The sequence below is a fragment of the Thermodesulfobacteriota bacterium genome, from assembly GCA_030583865.1.
Classification (GTDB): domain Bacteria; phylum Desulfobacterota; class GWC2-55-46; order GWC2-55-46; family GWC2-55-46; genus UBA5799.
The window spans coordinates 1,289,945-1,305,149 of record CP129479.1 but is presented as its reverse complement, the minus strand read 5'-3'; the positions used below and the strand labels follow the sequence as shown (position 1 = coordinate 1,305,149).

Annotated in this window: 14 protein-coding genes; 13 read left to right on the top strand and 1 reads right to left on the bottom strand. The window is 59.2% G+C overall.

All coding sequences use genetic code 11. The features are described 5' to 3' along the window. Positions 1-33 precede the first annotated feature (33 nt). The gene (gene gspG, locus QY316_06205; protein WKZ34088.1) at positions 34-471 is read right to left on the bottom strand and encodes a type II secretion system major pseudopilin GspG; all 438 of its coding nucleotides are present in this window, start codon (positions 469-471) and stop codon (positions 34-36) included. A gap of 270 nt (positions 472-741) precedes the next feature. Here gspG and QY316_06200 point away from each other — a divergent pair, with 270 nt between their 5' ends. The 13 genes from QY316_06200 (at position 742) to QY316_06140 (ending at position 15,197) form a co-directional block, all read left to right on the top strand. Continuing rightward, complete coding sequence (locus tag QY316_06200) at positions 742-1,377, top strand: response regulator transcription factor (GenBank protein WKZ33987.1); 636 nt, start codon at positions 742-744, stop codon at positions 1,375-1,377. Between the two features lie 30 nt (positions 1,378-1,407). Further along, positions 1,408-2,277, top strand: a complete 870-nt coding sequence (locus QY316_06195; protein WKZ33986.1) for a hypothetical protein — start codon at positions 1,408-1,410, stop codon at positions 2,275-2,277. Positions 2,278-2,433: 156 nt separating this feature from the next. Beyond that, the gene (gene gspD / locus QY316_06190; protein WKZ33985.1) at positions 2,434-4,416 is read left to right on the top strand and encodes a type II secretion system secretin GspD; all 1,983 of its coding nucleotides are present in this window, start codon (positions 2,434-2,436) and stop codon (positions 4,414-4,416) included. Beyond that, complete coding sequence (gspE, locus tag QY316_06185; GenBank protein ID WKZ33984.1) at positions 4,409-5,959, top strand: type II secretion system ATPase GspE; 1,551 nt, start codon at positions 4,409-4,411, stop codon at positions 5,957-5,959. Before gspD ends, gspE begins: the two co-directional genes overlap by 8 nt. A gap of 6 nt (positions 5,960-5,965) precedes the next feature. After that, positions 5,966-7,165, top strand: a complete 1,200-nt coding sequence (locus QY316_06180; protein ID WKZ33983.1) for a type II secretion system F family protein — start codon at positions 5,966-5,968, stop codon at positions 7,163-7,165. A 267-nt stretch (positions 7,166-7,432) separates the two neighbouring features. Then, the gene (locus tag QY316_06175; GenBank protein WKZ33982.1) at positions 7,433-7,783 is read left to right on the top strand and encodes a PilZ domain-containing protein; all 351 of its coding nucleotides are present in this window, start codon (positions 7,433-7,435) and stop codon (positions 7,781-7,783) included. Between the two features lie 92 nt (positions 7,784-7,875). Next, complete coding sequence (locus tag QY316_06170) at positions 7,876-8,496, top strand: polysaccharide biosynthesis/export family protein (protein ID WKZ33981.1); 621 nt, start codon at positions 7,876-7,878, stop codon at positions 8,494-8,496. Next, positions 8,486-9,640 carry a hypothetical protein gene (locus QY316_06165; GenBank protein ID WKZ33980.1) on the top strand — a complete coding sequence of 385 codons (1,155 nt, stop codon included), beginning with the start codon at positions 8,486-8,488 and terminating at the stop codon, positions 9,638-9,640. Before QY316_06170 ends, QY316_06165 begins: the two co-directional genes overlap by 11 nt. A 5-nt stretch (positions 9,641-9,645) precedes the next feature. Next, a complete protein-coding gene (locus tag QY316_06160; GenBank protein ID WKZ33979.1) occupies positions 9,646-11,184 on the top strand; it encodes a GNVR domain-containing protein in 1,539 nt (512 codons plus the stop codon). Continuing rightward, entirely contained in the window at positions 11,177-12,217 is a 1,041-nt protein-coding gene (locus QY316_06155; protein ID WKZ33978.1) for an AAA family ATPase, read from the top strand. Before QY316_06160 ends, QY316_06155 begins: the two co-directional genes overlap by 8 nt. Before the next feature lie 10 nt (positions 12,218-12,227). Further along, positions 12,228-13,226, top strand: a complete 999-nt coding sequence (locus QY316_06150) for a polysaccharide biosynthesis tyrosine autokinase (protein ID WKZ33977.1) — start codon at positions 12,228-12,230, stop codon at positions 13,224-13,226. 245 nt (positions 13,227-13,471) lie between these two features. Next, positions 13,472-13,957, top strand: a complete 486-nt coding sequence (locus QY316_06145; protein ID WKZ33976.1) for a transcription termination/antitermination NusG family protein — start codon at positions 13,472-13,474, stop codon at positions 13,955-13,957. A gap of 88 nt (positions 13,958-14,045) precedes the next feature. Beyond that, a complete protein-coding gene (locus QY316_06140; GenBank protein WKZ33975.1) occupies positions 14,046-15,197 on the top strand; it encodes a sugar transferase in 1,152 nt (383 codons plus the stop codon). Positions 15,198-15,205: the final 8 nt, after the last annotated feature.

Here is a 15,205-nt window from a genome sequence, read left to right as displayed (position 1 = left end):
AATCAAATCTGATCGGGTAACGTTCCTGGGGCTTCAGTCGAGCTCCCAGCTTCTTATGTCAGCGTCGAACCCCTCGCCGTCCCGCGCGCCGTCTGCGCCCCAGGAGATTATGTCGTAATCTCCGCTCTGGCCGGGCGATGCGTATATGAAGGGGCTGCCCCAGGGGTCGTTGGGCACCTTCTTTTTCTCGAGATACCCGCCGTCGCGCCACTTTGCCGGGATCCTGCCGGACTCGGGCTTCCTGACCAGGGCTTCGAGCCCCTGCTCGGTCGAGGGGTAAAAGCCGTTGTCGAGCCTGAAGAGCCTGAGGGCCGTCTCGAGGTTCTGCATCTGGACCTTGGCCTCGACTACCCGCGCCTCGTCGGTCCTGCCGACGATCCTCGGCGCGATTATCGCTGCGAGGGTGCCGAGTATAGCGATAACGATAAGAAGCTCTATGAGCGTAAAACCCTTGCTGTTCCTGAGCATCATGCTGTTATGATATATCAATTCAACGGCGATAACAAATAATTTTTATCTCGCCGCACTTGAAAATCCCGCCGGTTTTGTTACAATTAACCTGCTGCATGTTTCCGCGCCTCCGTAATCCAGCGGGCGCCGAGCCGGAAGGGACGGTGATTACAAGAGAGAATCAGCCTTCGACCTCCCATTCATGGTCTGAGAAGTCCTGCCGAATGTTGTCCCGGCCGTTTGTCTCCGTAGAAGACGTCGAACAACAAGTTACCAGAGAGGTGGGGCTCGATGAGCATCAGGGTGATGGTCGCATTCAGCAACGACCTTTTCTCCGAGGGCGTGACAAGGCTCCTGGAGGACGAAGACGACTTTGAGGCCGACTATATCTCCGCCGGAAGCGAAATTCTCGACGGCGACATCGAATCCGCCGATGTCATACTGACCGACTTCCCCACGCTGTACAGCTCTTTCCTGAAGCTCGACCCTTCCACGAAGAACGGGTTCATACTGCTCGACACCGACTGCGGCAAAGACAATATCATCTCCGCCATAATAGCCAGGAACCTGAAAGGCGTGCTACTTTCGGAAGCCTCGCCCGCGGTCCTTAAAAAGGCCATCCGTTCCGTCGCCTCCGGCGACATATGGATGGACAAGGCTACGGTAAAGGACCTTCTCTGGAGCGTGAACAGGCTCAAAAAGGACAGGGGCGAGGTCCTATCGCCCAAGGAGAAGGAAATAGTGGCCCTTGCCGGGAGGGGCCTCAGGAACAGGGAGATCGCCGACAAGCTCCGGATAAGCGAGCTTACGGTCAAGACGCACCTCCACAGGATATTCAAGAAGCTGGGCATCACCACCCGGTCCCAGCTCATAAACTATTCAATGAGAAACCCGGCGGCCAGGGAAGCGCTCTTCACGGGAAAATGAGCCGGGTCTAGAGAAGAAAGCCGCATCAGGATGTCAAAGATAAGGATTGTCAATATAGTACTGGCGCTTGCCGCGTTTCCGCTCCTCGGGCTCCTCGCCAGGGATTACATACTGCTCGGATACGAGCCGAAGCCCAGGCTCCAGGCCGCGGCCTCGCATGTGGAACCCAGGGCCGAAGCCGCCTTCGAGGACTACGCACCGGTCGTAGAGAAAGGCGTCTACCCCGGGAAGGCCGGGAAGCTTGCGAGGATTGAGCACAGGGGACCGGCAGGGACAGGCCAGGAGGCCCCCCTGCCGGAACTGAAGCTCGTCGGCACCTATACCGGGGCCAGGGGCTTTGCCGTCTTCAGCAAAGAGGGCACGGAAGGGGAAACGGTATTCAAGGTCGGCGACAGCGTCTTCGGCTCTGGCGTCCTCATGTCGGTCTCTCCCGGGCGGGCAGTGGTATCAACCGGCTCCGGTGAGGCCGCGTACAGGGTCTTCATCGAGGACATACCGGAATCCCTCTCGGCCATGGGTGAAAAGAGCGCCTCCGGAGCCCCTCCGAAAAAAGACCCGGCCTACTCAAGGCAGGTTACCGACAAGGACTGGGTCATAGAACGGGGGGCGGTTGAGAGCGCGCTCGGCGACTTGGGCAGGATAATGACGGACGCCAGGCTTACCCCGAGTGTTTCGAACGGCTCGGTCCAGGGCTTCACCCTGTCCGAAATAAAGCCCAGGGGCGTGTTCGACGCCATCGGCCTCAAGGACGGGGACGTCCTTACGAGCATCAACGGCTACAGGATAGACTCGCCTGAAAAGGCCGTGCAGGTGCTCTCCGCCCTCAAGGGCGAGACCAGCTTCGACCTCGGCGTCATAAGGAAGGGGCGTCCCACGAGCTTCCGCTACTCCATCCAGTAAGGTGAAGGGCCTTAGAGAAAATTGTGTGTTATAATCAAAGTCCGTGTTTTTGAGCTTACCTTTCAAGCCGTTTTTGCCGCCGGATACATAGCCGTGCTCTCGGAAATCCAGTGCTGCCCCGAACCCAGACCGGCGGAGCCGGAACATGGCATCCTCATGAGATACATGACAGGCAAAACGGCCCATAAATACCTTTTATTCCTCCTCGTCATACTTGTAATCTCACACGCGGCGTCCAGGAATGCCGATGGGCAGGAGCAGAGGGGGGCCGAAGAGATAACCCTGAACTTCGTGGACGTTGAGATCTCGTCGCTCGTAAGGATAATGAGCGAGATAACCGGGAGGAACTTCATATACGACGAAACTCTCCGGGGCAGGGTCACGATAATAGCCCCGGGAAGGCTCACGAGCGAGGAGGCCCTGAACATTTTCGTCTCCGCGCTGGAGCTCAAGAATTTCACCCTCATCGAGGCGGACGGCTTCTACAAGATAATTCCCGCGTCAGCTGCTAGGCAGAGCGGCACGCCGGTCGTCCTCGACCCGGATACCGCAAGGCCCGACGAGTACATAGTGCGGCTCGTGCCTTTGAGCTACATCCCCGTGCAGGACGCCTTCTCCGCGGTCCAGCCGCTCATTTCAAGGAACGGCCAGATATCCGTCTTCGGGGCCAGGAACGCGCTCCTTCTCGTAGACACGGCCAACAACATCGAGAAGATACTCACGATACTCACCGCGATGGACGCGCCTCAGGGCCTTACGGAGCCTGAGGTCGTCTATCTCAGGCACGCGCAGGCCGAGGTCATAGCCCAGATACTCCGGCGCGAGGAGCAGAGGAGGACCGGCATAAGGCGCGAGGAGACCGAGAGCTCGATAACCCCGGACGAGCGGCTGAACGCCATAATACTCTCCGACGCGCTCGAGGGCAGGGAGTTCTACAAGGAATTTATCGCCCTCCTCGACGTGCCCCCGCCCGAGGCCAGCAGCCGCATAAACGTATACTATCTCGAGAACGCCGACGCCGAGGACCTCGCGAGGGTCCTTGACGCGCTTCTGCGGCCAGGGGCCGCGCCCGCAGCCGGAGAGGCGCCGGGTGCCCAGCGTATCACGCAGGAACTTACGGGCTCCATACGGATAACCCCGAGCAGGGCCTCGAACGCCCTCATAATCATGGCCTCCCCTGCCGACTACCGGAACATAATACAGGTGGTGGAAATGCTCGACCGCAGGCCCAGGCAGGTCTTCGTCGAGGCCATGATAACCGAGGTCACCGTTGACAAGGCGATAGAGCTCGGCACAAGGTTCAGGCTCACGGCCAAGAAGGACAACGAGCCCGTTGCCATAGGCGGCGTGGGGGCCGTTGACGCGACCGCCGTCCAGAATATCCTTAACGGCCTTGCCGGTCTTACGGTCGGGGGGCTGGGGAACCTCCTTACGATACCCGTGACGAGGACCGACGGCACGACATTCAACCTCACCGCCCCGGGGTTCGCGGTGCTTTTTTCGCTCTCCGAGTTCAAGGACATCGTGAACGTCCTCTCCACGCCCCAGATACTCACGAGCGACAACTCGGAGGCCGAGATAATGGTCGGCGAGAACGTGCCCTTCCTTTCGAGCCTCGAAAGGCAGCCTGCGACAGAGGGCCAGCCCGTTCTTCAGTCGATAGAGAGGCGCGACGTCGGCATACGGCTCCGCATAAGGCCCAAGATAAGCGAGGGCGACTTCGTCCGACTCGACATCTACCAGGAGATATCAGCCATCTCCCCAACGAGGACCGGAGGCGCATCCGACATCATAACGACCAAGAGGAGCGCGTCCACGAGCGTGGTCGTAAAGAACAACCAGACCGTGGTAATAGGCGGGCTGATACAGAACAGGAGCACGAACAACAGCACCAAGGTACCCCTGCTCGGCGACATCCCGCTCATCGGATGGCTTTTCAAGTCCAAGAGGGACCAGACCCAGAAGACCAACCTCCTGGTCTTCATAACCCCGTACATCATAGAGGACTTCAAGGGGCTCGAGGACCTGAGGGATAGGAAGAGAATGGAGTTCGAGATGAACGGGCCGGACGCCCCCGGAAAGAAGGACGGGCCGGGCGGCCCAGCCGTAAGCGAAGAGAGGATGGGAACTGATGGATAAAGCCGTATTCGAGGCAATGCCGAAGGGCAGGTTCCACCGCATAAAGGAGATACGGGACGAGTACGTGGACCCGGCCATTCTGGAGAAGGTTTCCCTTAATTACGTCAAGAAGAACATGGTCATGCCGCTCAAGGTCAACGACGGCCACCTGCTCGTGGCCCTTACGGGGCCGAGGGGCATCTTCACGGTAGCCGAGCTTGAGAGGATAACCGGCTTCCCGGTAAGGCCGGTCTTCGCCGACGAGGGGGTCGTTAACGACGCCATCAACAGGTTTTTCGACAGGCTCTCCGGCTCGGCGAAGGACGTAATGGACGGCCTCGGCGCTGAAAGCCTCGACGCGCTCTCGACGTCGTGGGAGGAGCCGAAGGACCTTATAGACCTCGCGGACGAGGCCCCGATAATAAAGCTCCTCAACTCGCTCCTCTTCAAGGCCGTGAAGGACAGGGCGAGCGACATACACATAGAGCCGTACGAGAAGGAGGTGGAGGTAAGGTTCAGGATAGACGGCGTCCTGTACCCGGTCCTCACCCCGCCCAAGTCCATACAGGAGGCGCTATCGAGCAGGGTAAAGATCATGGCGGGCCTGGACATTGCTGAAAAAAGGCTTCCGCAGGACGGGAAGATCAGGCTCCTCGTGGCCGGGAAGGACGTTTACGTCAGGGTCTCTGTAATACCCACGTCCTACGGCGAGAGGACGGTACTGCGGCTTCTCGACCGTAAAGCCGAGATAATAAGCCTCGACAGGCTGGGCCTGAACCCCGGGCAGGTCTCCACGCTCGAAGGGCTGCTGGCCCGGAATTCAGGCATCATATTGGTAACCGGCCCGACCGGCTCCGGAAAGACCACGACCCTCTATTCGGCGATAAGCGCCATAAACTCGACCACGCGTAACATAATAACGGTCGAGGACCCGGTAGAGTACCAGCTGAAGGGCATAGGCCAGGTGCACGTGAACCCGAAGATAGGGCTAACCTTCGCAAGCGGCCTCCGCTCGATCCTCAGGCAGGACCCGGACGTCATCATGGTGGGAGAGATACGGGACAGGGAGACCGCAGAGATCGCCATACAGGCCTCGCTTACCGGGCACCTTGTGCTCTCAACCCTTCACACGAACGACACGTCGAGCGCCGTAACCAGGCTCGTTGACATGGGCATCGAGCCGTTTCTGGTGGCCTCCTCGATATCCGGCATACTGGCGCAGCGCCTTGTAAGGATGCTCTGCCCTTCGTGCAAAAAGGGGTACGCGCCGTCGGACTCCGAAACTAAACTCTTCAGGACTCCGCCAAAGCTCCTCTACGCCGCCGGAGGCTGCGAGAAGTGCTTCCAGACCGGCTACTACGGGAGGAGCGGCATATTCGAGTTCCTCGTGCCGGGCCCGGACTTGAGGCCGCTGATACTCAGGAACCAGGACGCGGACACCATCCGGCGGCACGCCCTCTCAAAGGGGCTTAAGACCATGATGGAGGACGGCCTCGAAAAGGCGGCCCAGGGCATTACGAGCCTCGAAGAGGTCTTGAGGGTAACGAGGGACGACGGGAATTAAAGCAGGATGCCGAACTTCACCTACAGGGCGTACGACAGGAACGGAAACGCGGTCGCAGGGCAGATAAACGCAGCGGGCGAGCGAGAGGCCGTCCAGTCGCTCAAGACGAGCGGACTCTTCCCAATCGAGGTCAGTAGGCCGGCGGAAGGAAGAGGTGGCCGCGCATCAGGCCGGGTGCCGGCAGGGGCGCTCGCGGCGTTTACACGGCAGCTCGCAACGCTCGTCGCCGCAGGCACGAGCCTTACCGATGCGCTCGCGGTCCTCGCCGAGAACACGGAATTGCCCAGGCTCCGCTCAACGGTACTTGACATCAAGGAGTCCATCACCGGGGGAAGCTCCCTTGCCAGGGCGCTCGAGGAAAAAAAGGACGTCTTCTCGCCTTTTTACAGGGGCCTTGTACTCGCGGCAGAGGCGAGCGGCTCCCTCGAGGACGTACTTCCGAGGCTCGCCGACTACCTTGAGACAAGGGCCAGGATAAACGCCGAAGTCAGGGCCGCGCTCACCTATCCTGCGCTCATGACCCTCGTGGGCGCATCGGTTGTCCTCTTTCTCTTCGTATTCGTCATACCCAAGATAGCCCGCATATTCACCGACACCGGCGCGGAGCTTCCGCTAATAACGGTGCTCCTTCTGGGCATGGCGGACCTCGCCACCGCCTATTGGCACGTGATGATAGCCGGTGGAGGAGCGGCAGCCTGGTTCATAGCGCGCCAGGCAAGGCGGCCCCGGGGCAAGGCCTTTATCGACGGCATGCTCCTCCGGCTTCCGTGGTTCGGGCCGATTGCCGCCTCATTCCAGATCGCGAGCCTCGCCCGCACTCTCGGGAGCCTCCTTAAAGGCGGGGTCCAGCTCCTCAAGGCGCTCGAGATAACCTCAGAGGTGGTCGGCAACCAAGTATACAGGAACATACTGATGGCGGCCATAAGGGACTGTTCAGGCGGCGCGCCCCTGTCATCGAGCCTCAAGAGCTCCGGCGTCCTGCCGCCCGTGGTAGTACACATGATAGGCGTCGGCGAAAGGAGCGGGAACCTCGACGAGATGCTCATCCGGACCGCCGAGGCATACGACGCTGAATTTCAAAACGGCGTAAAAAAGAGCCTCTCGCTGCTTGAGCCTGTCCTCATACTCGTCATGGGGATAATCGTTGGCTTCATAGTCCTTGCCATGCTCCTCCCCATATTCGAGCTCAACCAGGTCATCCGTTAGGATCCCAGGCACTTTACCTTTCAGGCGGTTCCCCTGCCCTCATACAGCTCACGAATACCCGCCCGGGACAAACAATCTCCTGATTACATTTGACCGCCCCGGATCTGCAGCTCCCCTTCAGGGCGGCGCAGGTTGTAGTCCTTTTTAATACCCTTTTTCATCCGTCGGATGGATTGTATTACCGTGGCAGTGGGCTATCCTTAGTTTTGTGGCGCTTGGAAAAACTATTGACACGAGCACGACAATCCTTTTACAGAGCGCGGTGAAATGAGGCTCAGAATCTGCCCGGAATGCTATAAGGCCTTTTTCATGTCCTTCGGTAACGAGCGGGCGCGGTGTCCTCATTGCGGGGTATACCTTGCGGAGCGAAGGTCGTCAGAACGGACGAAAAAGGAAATGGACCTCATCCTGTCGGTCAACGGCTCGGTCTACAAGGCGCTGACGACGGATTTTTCGGACTCAGGCGCGGGAATACTCCTCAACGGCTCGACATCCCTTGAGGCCGATTCCATGCTGGACGTGTGCATAGAAGAACTGAGCCTGAGGGGGCGGGCCAGGACCGTATGGGCGAGGAAGGTTTCAAGGTCCACGACCTCCGCCGGCCTGAAGCTCCTCTGAGTTCCATTGCCGCTGCCATTATCCGTTTGAGCATAGAATCAGTCTACAAGCCGCCTCAAACCGGCGTCATCCTCAACCGGAGGACTCACGAAATGACATTTCAAATCTCCAGGCTCTTTATCATCCCCGTTCTCGCTTTAATGCTCTTTGCGACCGGCGCGCTTGCCGCCCCCCAGGGCGGGACCAAGGCGGCGCCCGAGGCAAAGGGCGCGGAGCTCGCGAAGGACCCAGACTATGTAATCGGCATTGAGGACATCCTCGAAATAGCCGTATGGAAGAACCCAGACCTCTCTAAGATAGTCGGCGTACGGCCCGACGGCATGATATCCCTTCCGCTCATAGGAGACATACGGGCGGCAGGGCTCACGCCCCTCCAGCTCAGGGACGACATCAGCGAAAGGCTCAAGGAGTACCAGGAGACGGTAGTCACCTCCGTCATAGTCCAGGAGGTGAGGAGCTACAGGATATTCGTGCTCGGAGAGGTCTTGAACCCCGGCACCTACAACCTGTCGAGGAAGACGACCGTGCTCCAGGCCATTGCCATGGCCGGTGGAATGAGCCAGTTCGCGTCGAACAATATAATACTCGTCAGGGAAGGCAGGGGCGGAGAGGCCGAGAAGACGAGGATCCGCTTCAGCGAAATCATCGACGAGGACGCGAAGAAGGACAAGAACCTCGTCCTCAGGCCGGGAGACACCATCTTTGTACGCTAAAGCGGCTATCGCAAGCGTAGCGGCAGCGGTGCTTCTCATCTTACCGGGCCGCGCGGAAGCCCGTAACAACACCTTCGTCCCAGCCGTGACGCTGGACTTCAGGTACGATTCCAACGTCCGGTTCGTCGATGACGAGGCAGGCGACGAGGAAGGCGACTACATAGCCTCGGTCGTGCCGGGCTTCGACCTGAGGAGGACCGGAAGGACTTACGAGCTGGACTTGCATTACGGGCTTACGGCCGACTTTCATGCCAGAAACTCCGACCTTAACAACATATCGCACAGGGCCGGGGTCTCCTTCTCGACCGACCTAACAAGCAGGTGGTATCTGGGGGCCGGCGACAGCTTCAGCTATTCCGAGGACTCGCTCCGGGCGCTGGGCTTCGAAGAGGGAGTGCTTGTGACGAGGACGGACATACTCACGAATAACGCTCACCTGACGATAGGCCGGGAAACCAGCAGGAACACGAGCGTATCGCTCACCATGAGGAACCATGTGCAGAAGTTCGAAAACCCTGACCTCGTCGACAGCCGGACGGACTCGGGGACGCTCTCGGGAGGCTACAGGTACGGACCGAACGGAACGGCAAGCATCTCGTACGCGCACTCGGTCTACAGTTTCGATACGGAACGGGAGCACATCAGGACGCACGGGGTCATGGCGGGAGTCGAGGAGGCGGTCTCGCCAACGATGAGCGTGAACCTCTCCGGTGGCGCAGAGTACGCGACGGGGCTCGACGGAGACGATCTCTTCCTTACCGCGAACGCCGGAATAGTCAAGAACCTCAAGGACTCCGTTCTTACGCTCTCGTTCGTAAGGGACGTATCCACCCCGACCGGGCTCACGGACGAGATAAGCCTCAGGGACTCGGTCATATTCATCTGGGACTTCACGGTAAGGAGGAACATATCATCGTCCATATACGGAGGGGTCGCCAGCCATAAATCCGAGCCCGAGGGCGAGGTCGATATCCGCTCGTACATAGCCGAGCTCTCCGGGAACTGGCAGGCGAACAAGTGGATAAGGCTCGGCGCGGGGGTCTCGCACTACCGGCAATGGACCGAGGACGGGCTCGGGACCGGGCTCAGGAGAAACAAGGTTTTCGTCAACATAACCCTATCGGGCGGAGAGTGGAGGTTCTAAAAGTCATGGAGCAGCCACATAAGACCATAATCGACCACCTGACGGTCTTCGTGCACAGGAAGTGGCTTTTCATAGCGCCCCTCGTCCTTGGCGCGGTCGCCGGACTGGTCGTGAGCTTCGAGCTCCCTGAGAAATACAGCTCTACGACCCTCATAGTTGTAGAGGAGCAGCAGATACCCGAGGAGTACGTAACGCCGACGGACAGGACGCCTTTCAGCCAGAGGCTCAACCTGATAAGCCAGCAGATACTCAGCAGGACGCGGCTCGACCAGATTATCAGGGAGTTCAGGCTCTACGACGACCATAAGCCCAGCATCTTTTCCAGGGCGCTGGCCTTCGTCACGGGAGAGGACATCGAGGACAGGACGCCGGACGACATAATAAGCCGCATGCGCGAAGACATCCAGTTCATGGTCATCGGGGAGACGAACACGAAGAAGCCGCAGACCGGCGGCAACGCCTTCACGATAACCTACATAGGGTCGGAGCCCCAGACCACGATGCAGGTAACCAACACCCTCGCCTCGCTATTCATCGAGGAGAACCTCAAAGTGCGGGAGCAGTACGCCGAGGGCACGACCGAGTTCATATCGAGCGAGCTCGAGAAATCACAGGAAGAGCTCGCCAGGATAGAGCAGAAGATCAAGGATTTCAAGCAGGCGCACATGGGGACGCTACCCGAGCAGCTCGAAGCCAACCTCCGCACCCTGGACAGATTACAGCTCGACCTCCAGAACGTGACCGTCAACCTCAAGCACAGCGTTGACAGAAGGCAGGTGCTCGAAGACCAGCTGAGGTTCACCCCGACGCCAAACGCAGTCTCGCCTGCCGTAAGGAGCACCCTCGAGGTGGAGCTCGAAAACGCCAGGGCCGAGCTCTCGATGCTACTCTCGAACTTCAAGGAAACATACCCGGACGTACTGATGCTCAAGAGGAGGATACAGGAGCTAGAGACCAGGCTTGCGGCCGAGCCCGCGCCCGAGCCGGAGCCGGTCGAGAAAAAGGCCAGGCCTTCCGAGGTCATGAACCCGGTCTACGGCGAGCTCATGGCCATCAAGTCCCAGATAACCACGCTCAGGCAGCGGGAGTCGGAGCTCCGCGCCTCGATCGACGAATACCAGAGGAGGATAGAGCTCACCCCGCAGGTCGAGCAGCAGCAGATCGACCTGGTGCGCGACTATCAGATCTCGCTCCAGAACTACCAGGGGCTCCTCGAGAAGAAGATGAACGCGAGCCTGGCCGAAAACCTGGAGAAGAGGCAAAAGGGCGCGCGGTTCAGGATCGTGGACACGGCCAACCTGCCCGACGCACCGGATTACCCCAACAAGCCCCTTGTCGCGGCGATCGGGCTCCTCGTGGGCGGCGCGTTCGGCACCGGGCTCATATTCCTCTTCGAGTTCATAAACCCGGCGTTCAGGAAGCCCGAGGACTTCGAAGGCATAATAGACTCGCCGGTCCTTTCGAGCATACCTCTTTTTCAGGGGAACGACGGAAAACAGGGGCAAAAATTCAAGGTCATAAAGGGAAGGAAAAAGAGTGCTTAAATTCGACTGGTTCAGAAGGCTCCTCTCGGGCGAAAGGGAGCGGGGCGACCACCCGGAGCCGCTTGGCTTCTCGAGGCCGATAAGCGCGGCTTCACCCTTCGGGACGCGCATATGGGCCGTGGGCGGCGGCAAGGGCGGCGTGGGCAAAAGCCTCATCGCGTCCAATGCGGGCATCGCGCTCTCGAAGCAGGGCAAAAAGGTCCTGCTCGTCGACGCGGACCTGGGCGCGGCCAACCTCCACACCTTCCTCGGGGTGGACGGCGGGCGGACTGCCCTGTCGAGCTTCCTGAAGGACGAAGCCCATGATTTCAAGTCGCTGATACAGAAGACGCCTTTTCCAAACCTCGACCTGGTGAGCGGCGCGAAGGACGCCCTGGACGTGCCGGAGGTTAAATGCTCGCAGATAAAGAAGCTGAGGGACGCCCTGAAGAAGGTCGAGTACGACTACGCCATCCTGGACGTCGGGCCCGGCACGTCTTCGAACTTCCTGGACATGTTCCTCATGTCGAACGAGGGGATAATCATTTCCACGCCCGAGCCTACTACGATTGAGAACAACTACAGGTTCCTCAAATGCCTGTTCCTAAGGAAGATAAAGACCATCGCCGACTCGCAGCCCGACGGGGTTCTTAAGGACCTCCTCCAGAGGATTTTCAGCGACAAGTGGTCCCAGCGGGTCAAGACGGTAGCCGACATAACGGACCAGCTCATGAGGCTCGATTTCGAGCAGGGCAGGATGCTCAAGGAGGACCTGAAGAGCACGAGCCTCTCGATGATAGTCAACCAGACGAAGCGCGGCGAGGACGCGAGTATCGGAAAGGCCATACAGAACGCGTGCAGCGAGTATTTCGGCGTGGACATAGACTACATAGGCTCTGTCGGATACGAGGAGACCGTGGGGGAATCCATAAGGACGCGGCGCCCGCTCTCGGTCTATTTCACGAACTCCGCAGCCGCGAAGTCACTTGAAGGCTGTCTCGCGCGCGTCCTTGACAAGAGCAGGGCTGCACAGCAGGTAACATTCCAAATCTAAGGGTGGCCCCATGAGGGAGAAGAGCGAAAAGACGCATTACGAGTTCCTGGACATACCGAGCACGGCCCGCATGGACGAGATAGAGGCGGCTTACAGGAGGACCAAGGATCTCTTCAGCGGCGACTCCATGGCCCTCTACTCGCTCTACTCGCCGGAAGAGCGCCAGGACAAGCTCAGAATGCTCGAGGACGTATACGAGACGCTGGCGGACCCGGCGAGGAGGAAGGCATACGACGAGCACATAGGCGGCATGGTCGCCTCCCCTCCCCCCGGCGAACGGGGCGCGCCGATAGCCGAGGAGAAGGACGCCTTCGAGGAATACAACGAGACAGGGATGTTCAGGGACAGGCTGGGCTTGAAGCAGCGGCTCGCTATAATGGAAACCGGCGATCCCATGGTGGCCGAAAGATACCGCATCCTCTTCACCAGGCTCGAGCAGCTGAGCCTCAAGAACTCGTACAAGACCATCGCCGTGACGAGCGCGATCAAGGGAGAGGGAAAGACCGTCACGTCCCTCAATCTAAGCTGGCTCATGGCGACCGAGTTCGGCAAGAAGGTGCTGGTCATCGAGAACGACTTGAGGAACCCGTCAATCTCGTCGAGCTACCTCAATATGGGGCGCCTCTCCGGCCTCATAGACGTGATCAAGGGCGACGCGGACCTCCGTAGCGCCATAAACAGGCTAGAGGACACCAGCCTCTATTTTCTGCCCGCGAGGGCGAGCGCCAGGAACTCCTCGGTCCTCATCGACTCGCAGGGCATGAGGAGCGTCCTCGACAACGTAAAGGCGCATTTCGACTACGTGATAGTCGACTCCCCGCCCATCCTGCCGCTCGTGGACATGAACATCCTGTCGCGGATGGTGGACGGGCTGGTGCTCGTAGTCAAGGCCGGCAGCACCCCGAAGGACATGGTCAAGAAAGCCGTAGGCTCCCTGCCTGTGAAGAACCTTATGGGTGTCGTCCTGAACGGGGCCGACGAGATCCACATGAAGAAGTACTACTACTGACAGGAAGCGCTTCGCAGGGGAGGAATGGACAATGGACATGGCAGGCTTTTGCCGGACAAGCGGAACTTCACCACTCATTCGAGCTCGCTCAAGCGGACCATCCCGGCTATGGAGACCTGAGGGGAACACCTCCATAAACACCCAATCTACATAAGCCGGGACTGCCATACCCGGTTTTTACCCGCCCTGCCGAGACGCGCCGGGCGGAAGAAGGGCATTCTATTACCGCAAGCCGGAGGCGATTGATGACCTGCTGGTACCTCATCTACACGAAACCCAGGTGCGAGGACAACGTCGAGACGATGCTCTCGGGCGCCGGTATCGCGGTCCTCAACCCCAAGATAAAAGAGCGGAAGTACCTGAGAAGAAAGCCTGTCGAGGCGGTCTCGCCCCTCTTCCCGTGCTACGTCTTTGCCAGGTTTGACAAGCTCAGGGACTATCACATGGTGAAATACACGAGGGGCGTCAAGCGGGTGCTCTGCAACGAGGACGGGCCCGCCGAGATATCCGACAAGGTCGTCGAAGCGATAATCTCGAGGATGGAAAAAGGGATCATTACCGTAAAAACGTCCTTTGCGCCGGGCCAGGCGGTCTATATACGGCGGGGGCCGTTCGAGGGGTTTACCGCGATATTCGAGCACGAAATGAGCGGGATGGAACGGGTAAGCATCCTGCTCAAGACCATCAATATGCGTCTTGTAATAGACAGGTGCATGGTTTCGCCCTGCTGAACTCATCCGCATGCCTTTGAACAAAAATAATCAGCTCCAGGGAGGCCGCCTTGCGGCTTAACGGCGGTAGCCCGTCCGGACGGTCCGAATGAAAAAACTTCTGAACAGCACAAGGCGGTATCTCAGGAGGAGCATCTTCCACTTCCGGTGCTCGGACTTCCTCAAGGAAAAGGAGTCCGGGCTCTACGTGGAGGACTACTTCCACGAGGTGGTCTATCTCGAACGGAGGAGGGCGGAGCGCACGGGAAGGGCATTCGTCATGATGCTCGTCGATTTCGAGGGGCTCCTCGGCGGGGATGGTTCGGAGGAAATGGTGCGATCGGTCTCGGGCAGGCTCGCGGCCACGACGCGCGAGGTGGACATAAAGGGCTGGTACAGGCACAACCATGTGCTCGGGGTGGTCTTTACCGACACCTCGTCCGGCGCGATCGGCTCGATACGCGAGAAGGTGATGGCGAGCCTTGCGGAGGACGATTCCCTCGGGGGCCGCGCCGGGCACATCAAGATAACGTTCCACCCGTTCCCCGAAGAGGCCGGGAGCGGAAAGGCCCTTCCTGTGGACTTCAAGCTCTACCCCGACCTTCAGCGGAAAAAGGAGATCAGGAAGAGCTCGCTAGCCGCAAAGCGGGTCCTGGACGTCGCCGGGAGCATATTCGGGCTGCTCCTCTTCTCGCCCTTTTTTATCGCGCTGCCGGTCGTCATCAAGCTCACCTCGCGCGGGCCGGTCTTTTTCAGGCAGGAGCGGGTCGGCGAGTTCGGAAAAAGGTTCACCTTCCTCAAGTTCAGGTCCATGTACGAGGGCGTCGACGACAAGACGCACTCGGAATACGTAAAGAGGCTCATACGAGAGGACAGGGCCTACTCCGAGGGCGCCGGGCGCGCCGTTTACAAGATACAGGACGACCCGCGGGTTACGACCATAGGGAAATTCCTCAGGAAAACGAGCCTCGATGAGCTCCCGCAGTTCCTGAACGTCCTCGGCGGCGACATGTCCCTTGTCGGCCCGAGGCCGCCGATCCCGTACGAGCTCGAAAGCTACGGCGTCTGGCACTGGCGGAGGGTGATAGAGGCCAAGCCGGGGATTACAGGACTCTGGCAGGTGATGGGCAGGAGCATGAAATCATATAACGACATGGTCAGGCTGGACTTGAGGTACATAGAAGAGTGGTCTCTCTGGCTGGACATCAAAATAATACTCCGTACGCCCTTCTCGATGGTCTCCAGCAAGGGCGCTTATTGACAACAGAG

What these genes read in the sequence shown, in the direction of transcription:
- gspG (WKZ34088.1), bottom strand. Translation starts at nt 471, where the DNA reads ATGATGCTCAGGAACAGCAAGGGTTTTACGCTCATAGAGCTTCTTATC.
- QY316_06200 (WKZ33987.1), top strand. Translation starts at nt 742, where the DNA reads ATGAGCATCAGGGTGATGGTCGCATTCAGCAACGACCTTTTCTCCGAG.
- QY316_06195 (WKZ33986.1), top strand. Translation starts at nt 1,408, where the DNA reads ATGTCAAAGATAAGGATTGTCAATATAGTACTGGCGCTTGCCGCGTTT.
- gspD (WKZ33985.1), top strand. Translation starts at nt 2,434, where the DNA reads ATGAGATACATGACAGGCAAAACGGCCCATAAATACCTTTTATTCCTC.
- gspE (WKZ33984.1), top strand. Translation starts at nt 4,409, where the DNA reads ATGGATAAAGCCGTATTCGAGGCAATGCCGAAGGGCAGGTTCCACCGC.
- QY316_06180 (WKZ33983.1), top strand. Translation starts at nt 5,966, where the DNA reads ATGCCGAACTTCACCTACAGGGCGTACGACAGGAACGGAAACGCGGTC.
- QY316_06175 (WKZ33982.1), top strand. Translation starts at nt 7,433, where the DNA reads ATGAGGCTCAGAATCTGCCCGGAATGCTATAAGGCCTTTTTCATGTCC.
- QY316_06170 (WKZ33981.1), top strand. Translation starts at nt 7,876, where the DNA reads ATGACATTTCAAATCTCCAGGCTCTTTATCATCCCCGTTCTCGCTTTA.
- QY316_06160 (WKZ33979.1), top strand. Translation starts at nt 9,646, where the DNA reads ATGGAGCAGCCACATAAGACCATAATCGACCACCTGACGGTCTTCGTG.
- QY316_06150 (WKZ33977.1), top strand. Translation starts at nt 12,228, where the DNA reads ATGAGGGAGAAGAGCGAAAAGACGCATTACGAGTTCCTGGACATACCG.
- QY316_06145 (WKZ33976.1), top strand. Translation starts at nt 13,472, where the DNA reads ATGACCTGCTGGTACCTCATCTACACGAAACCCAGGTGCGAGGACAAC.
- QY316_06140 (WKZ33975.1), top strand. Translation starts at nt 14,046, where the DNA reads ATGAAAAAACTTCTGAACAGCACAAGGCGGTATCTCAGGAGGAGCATC.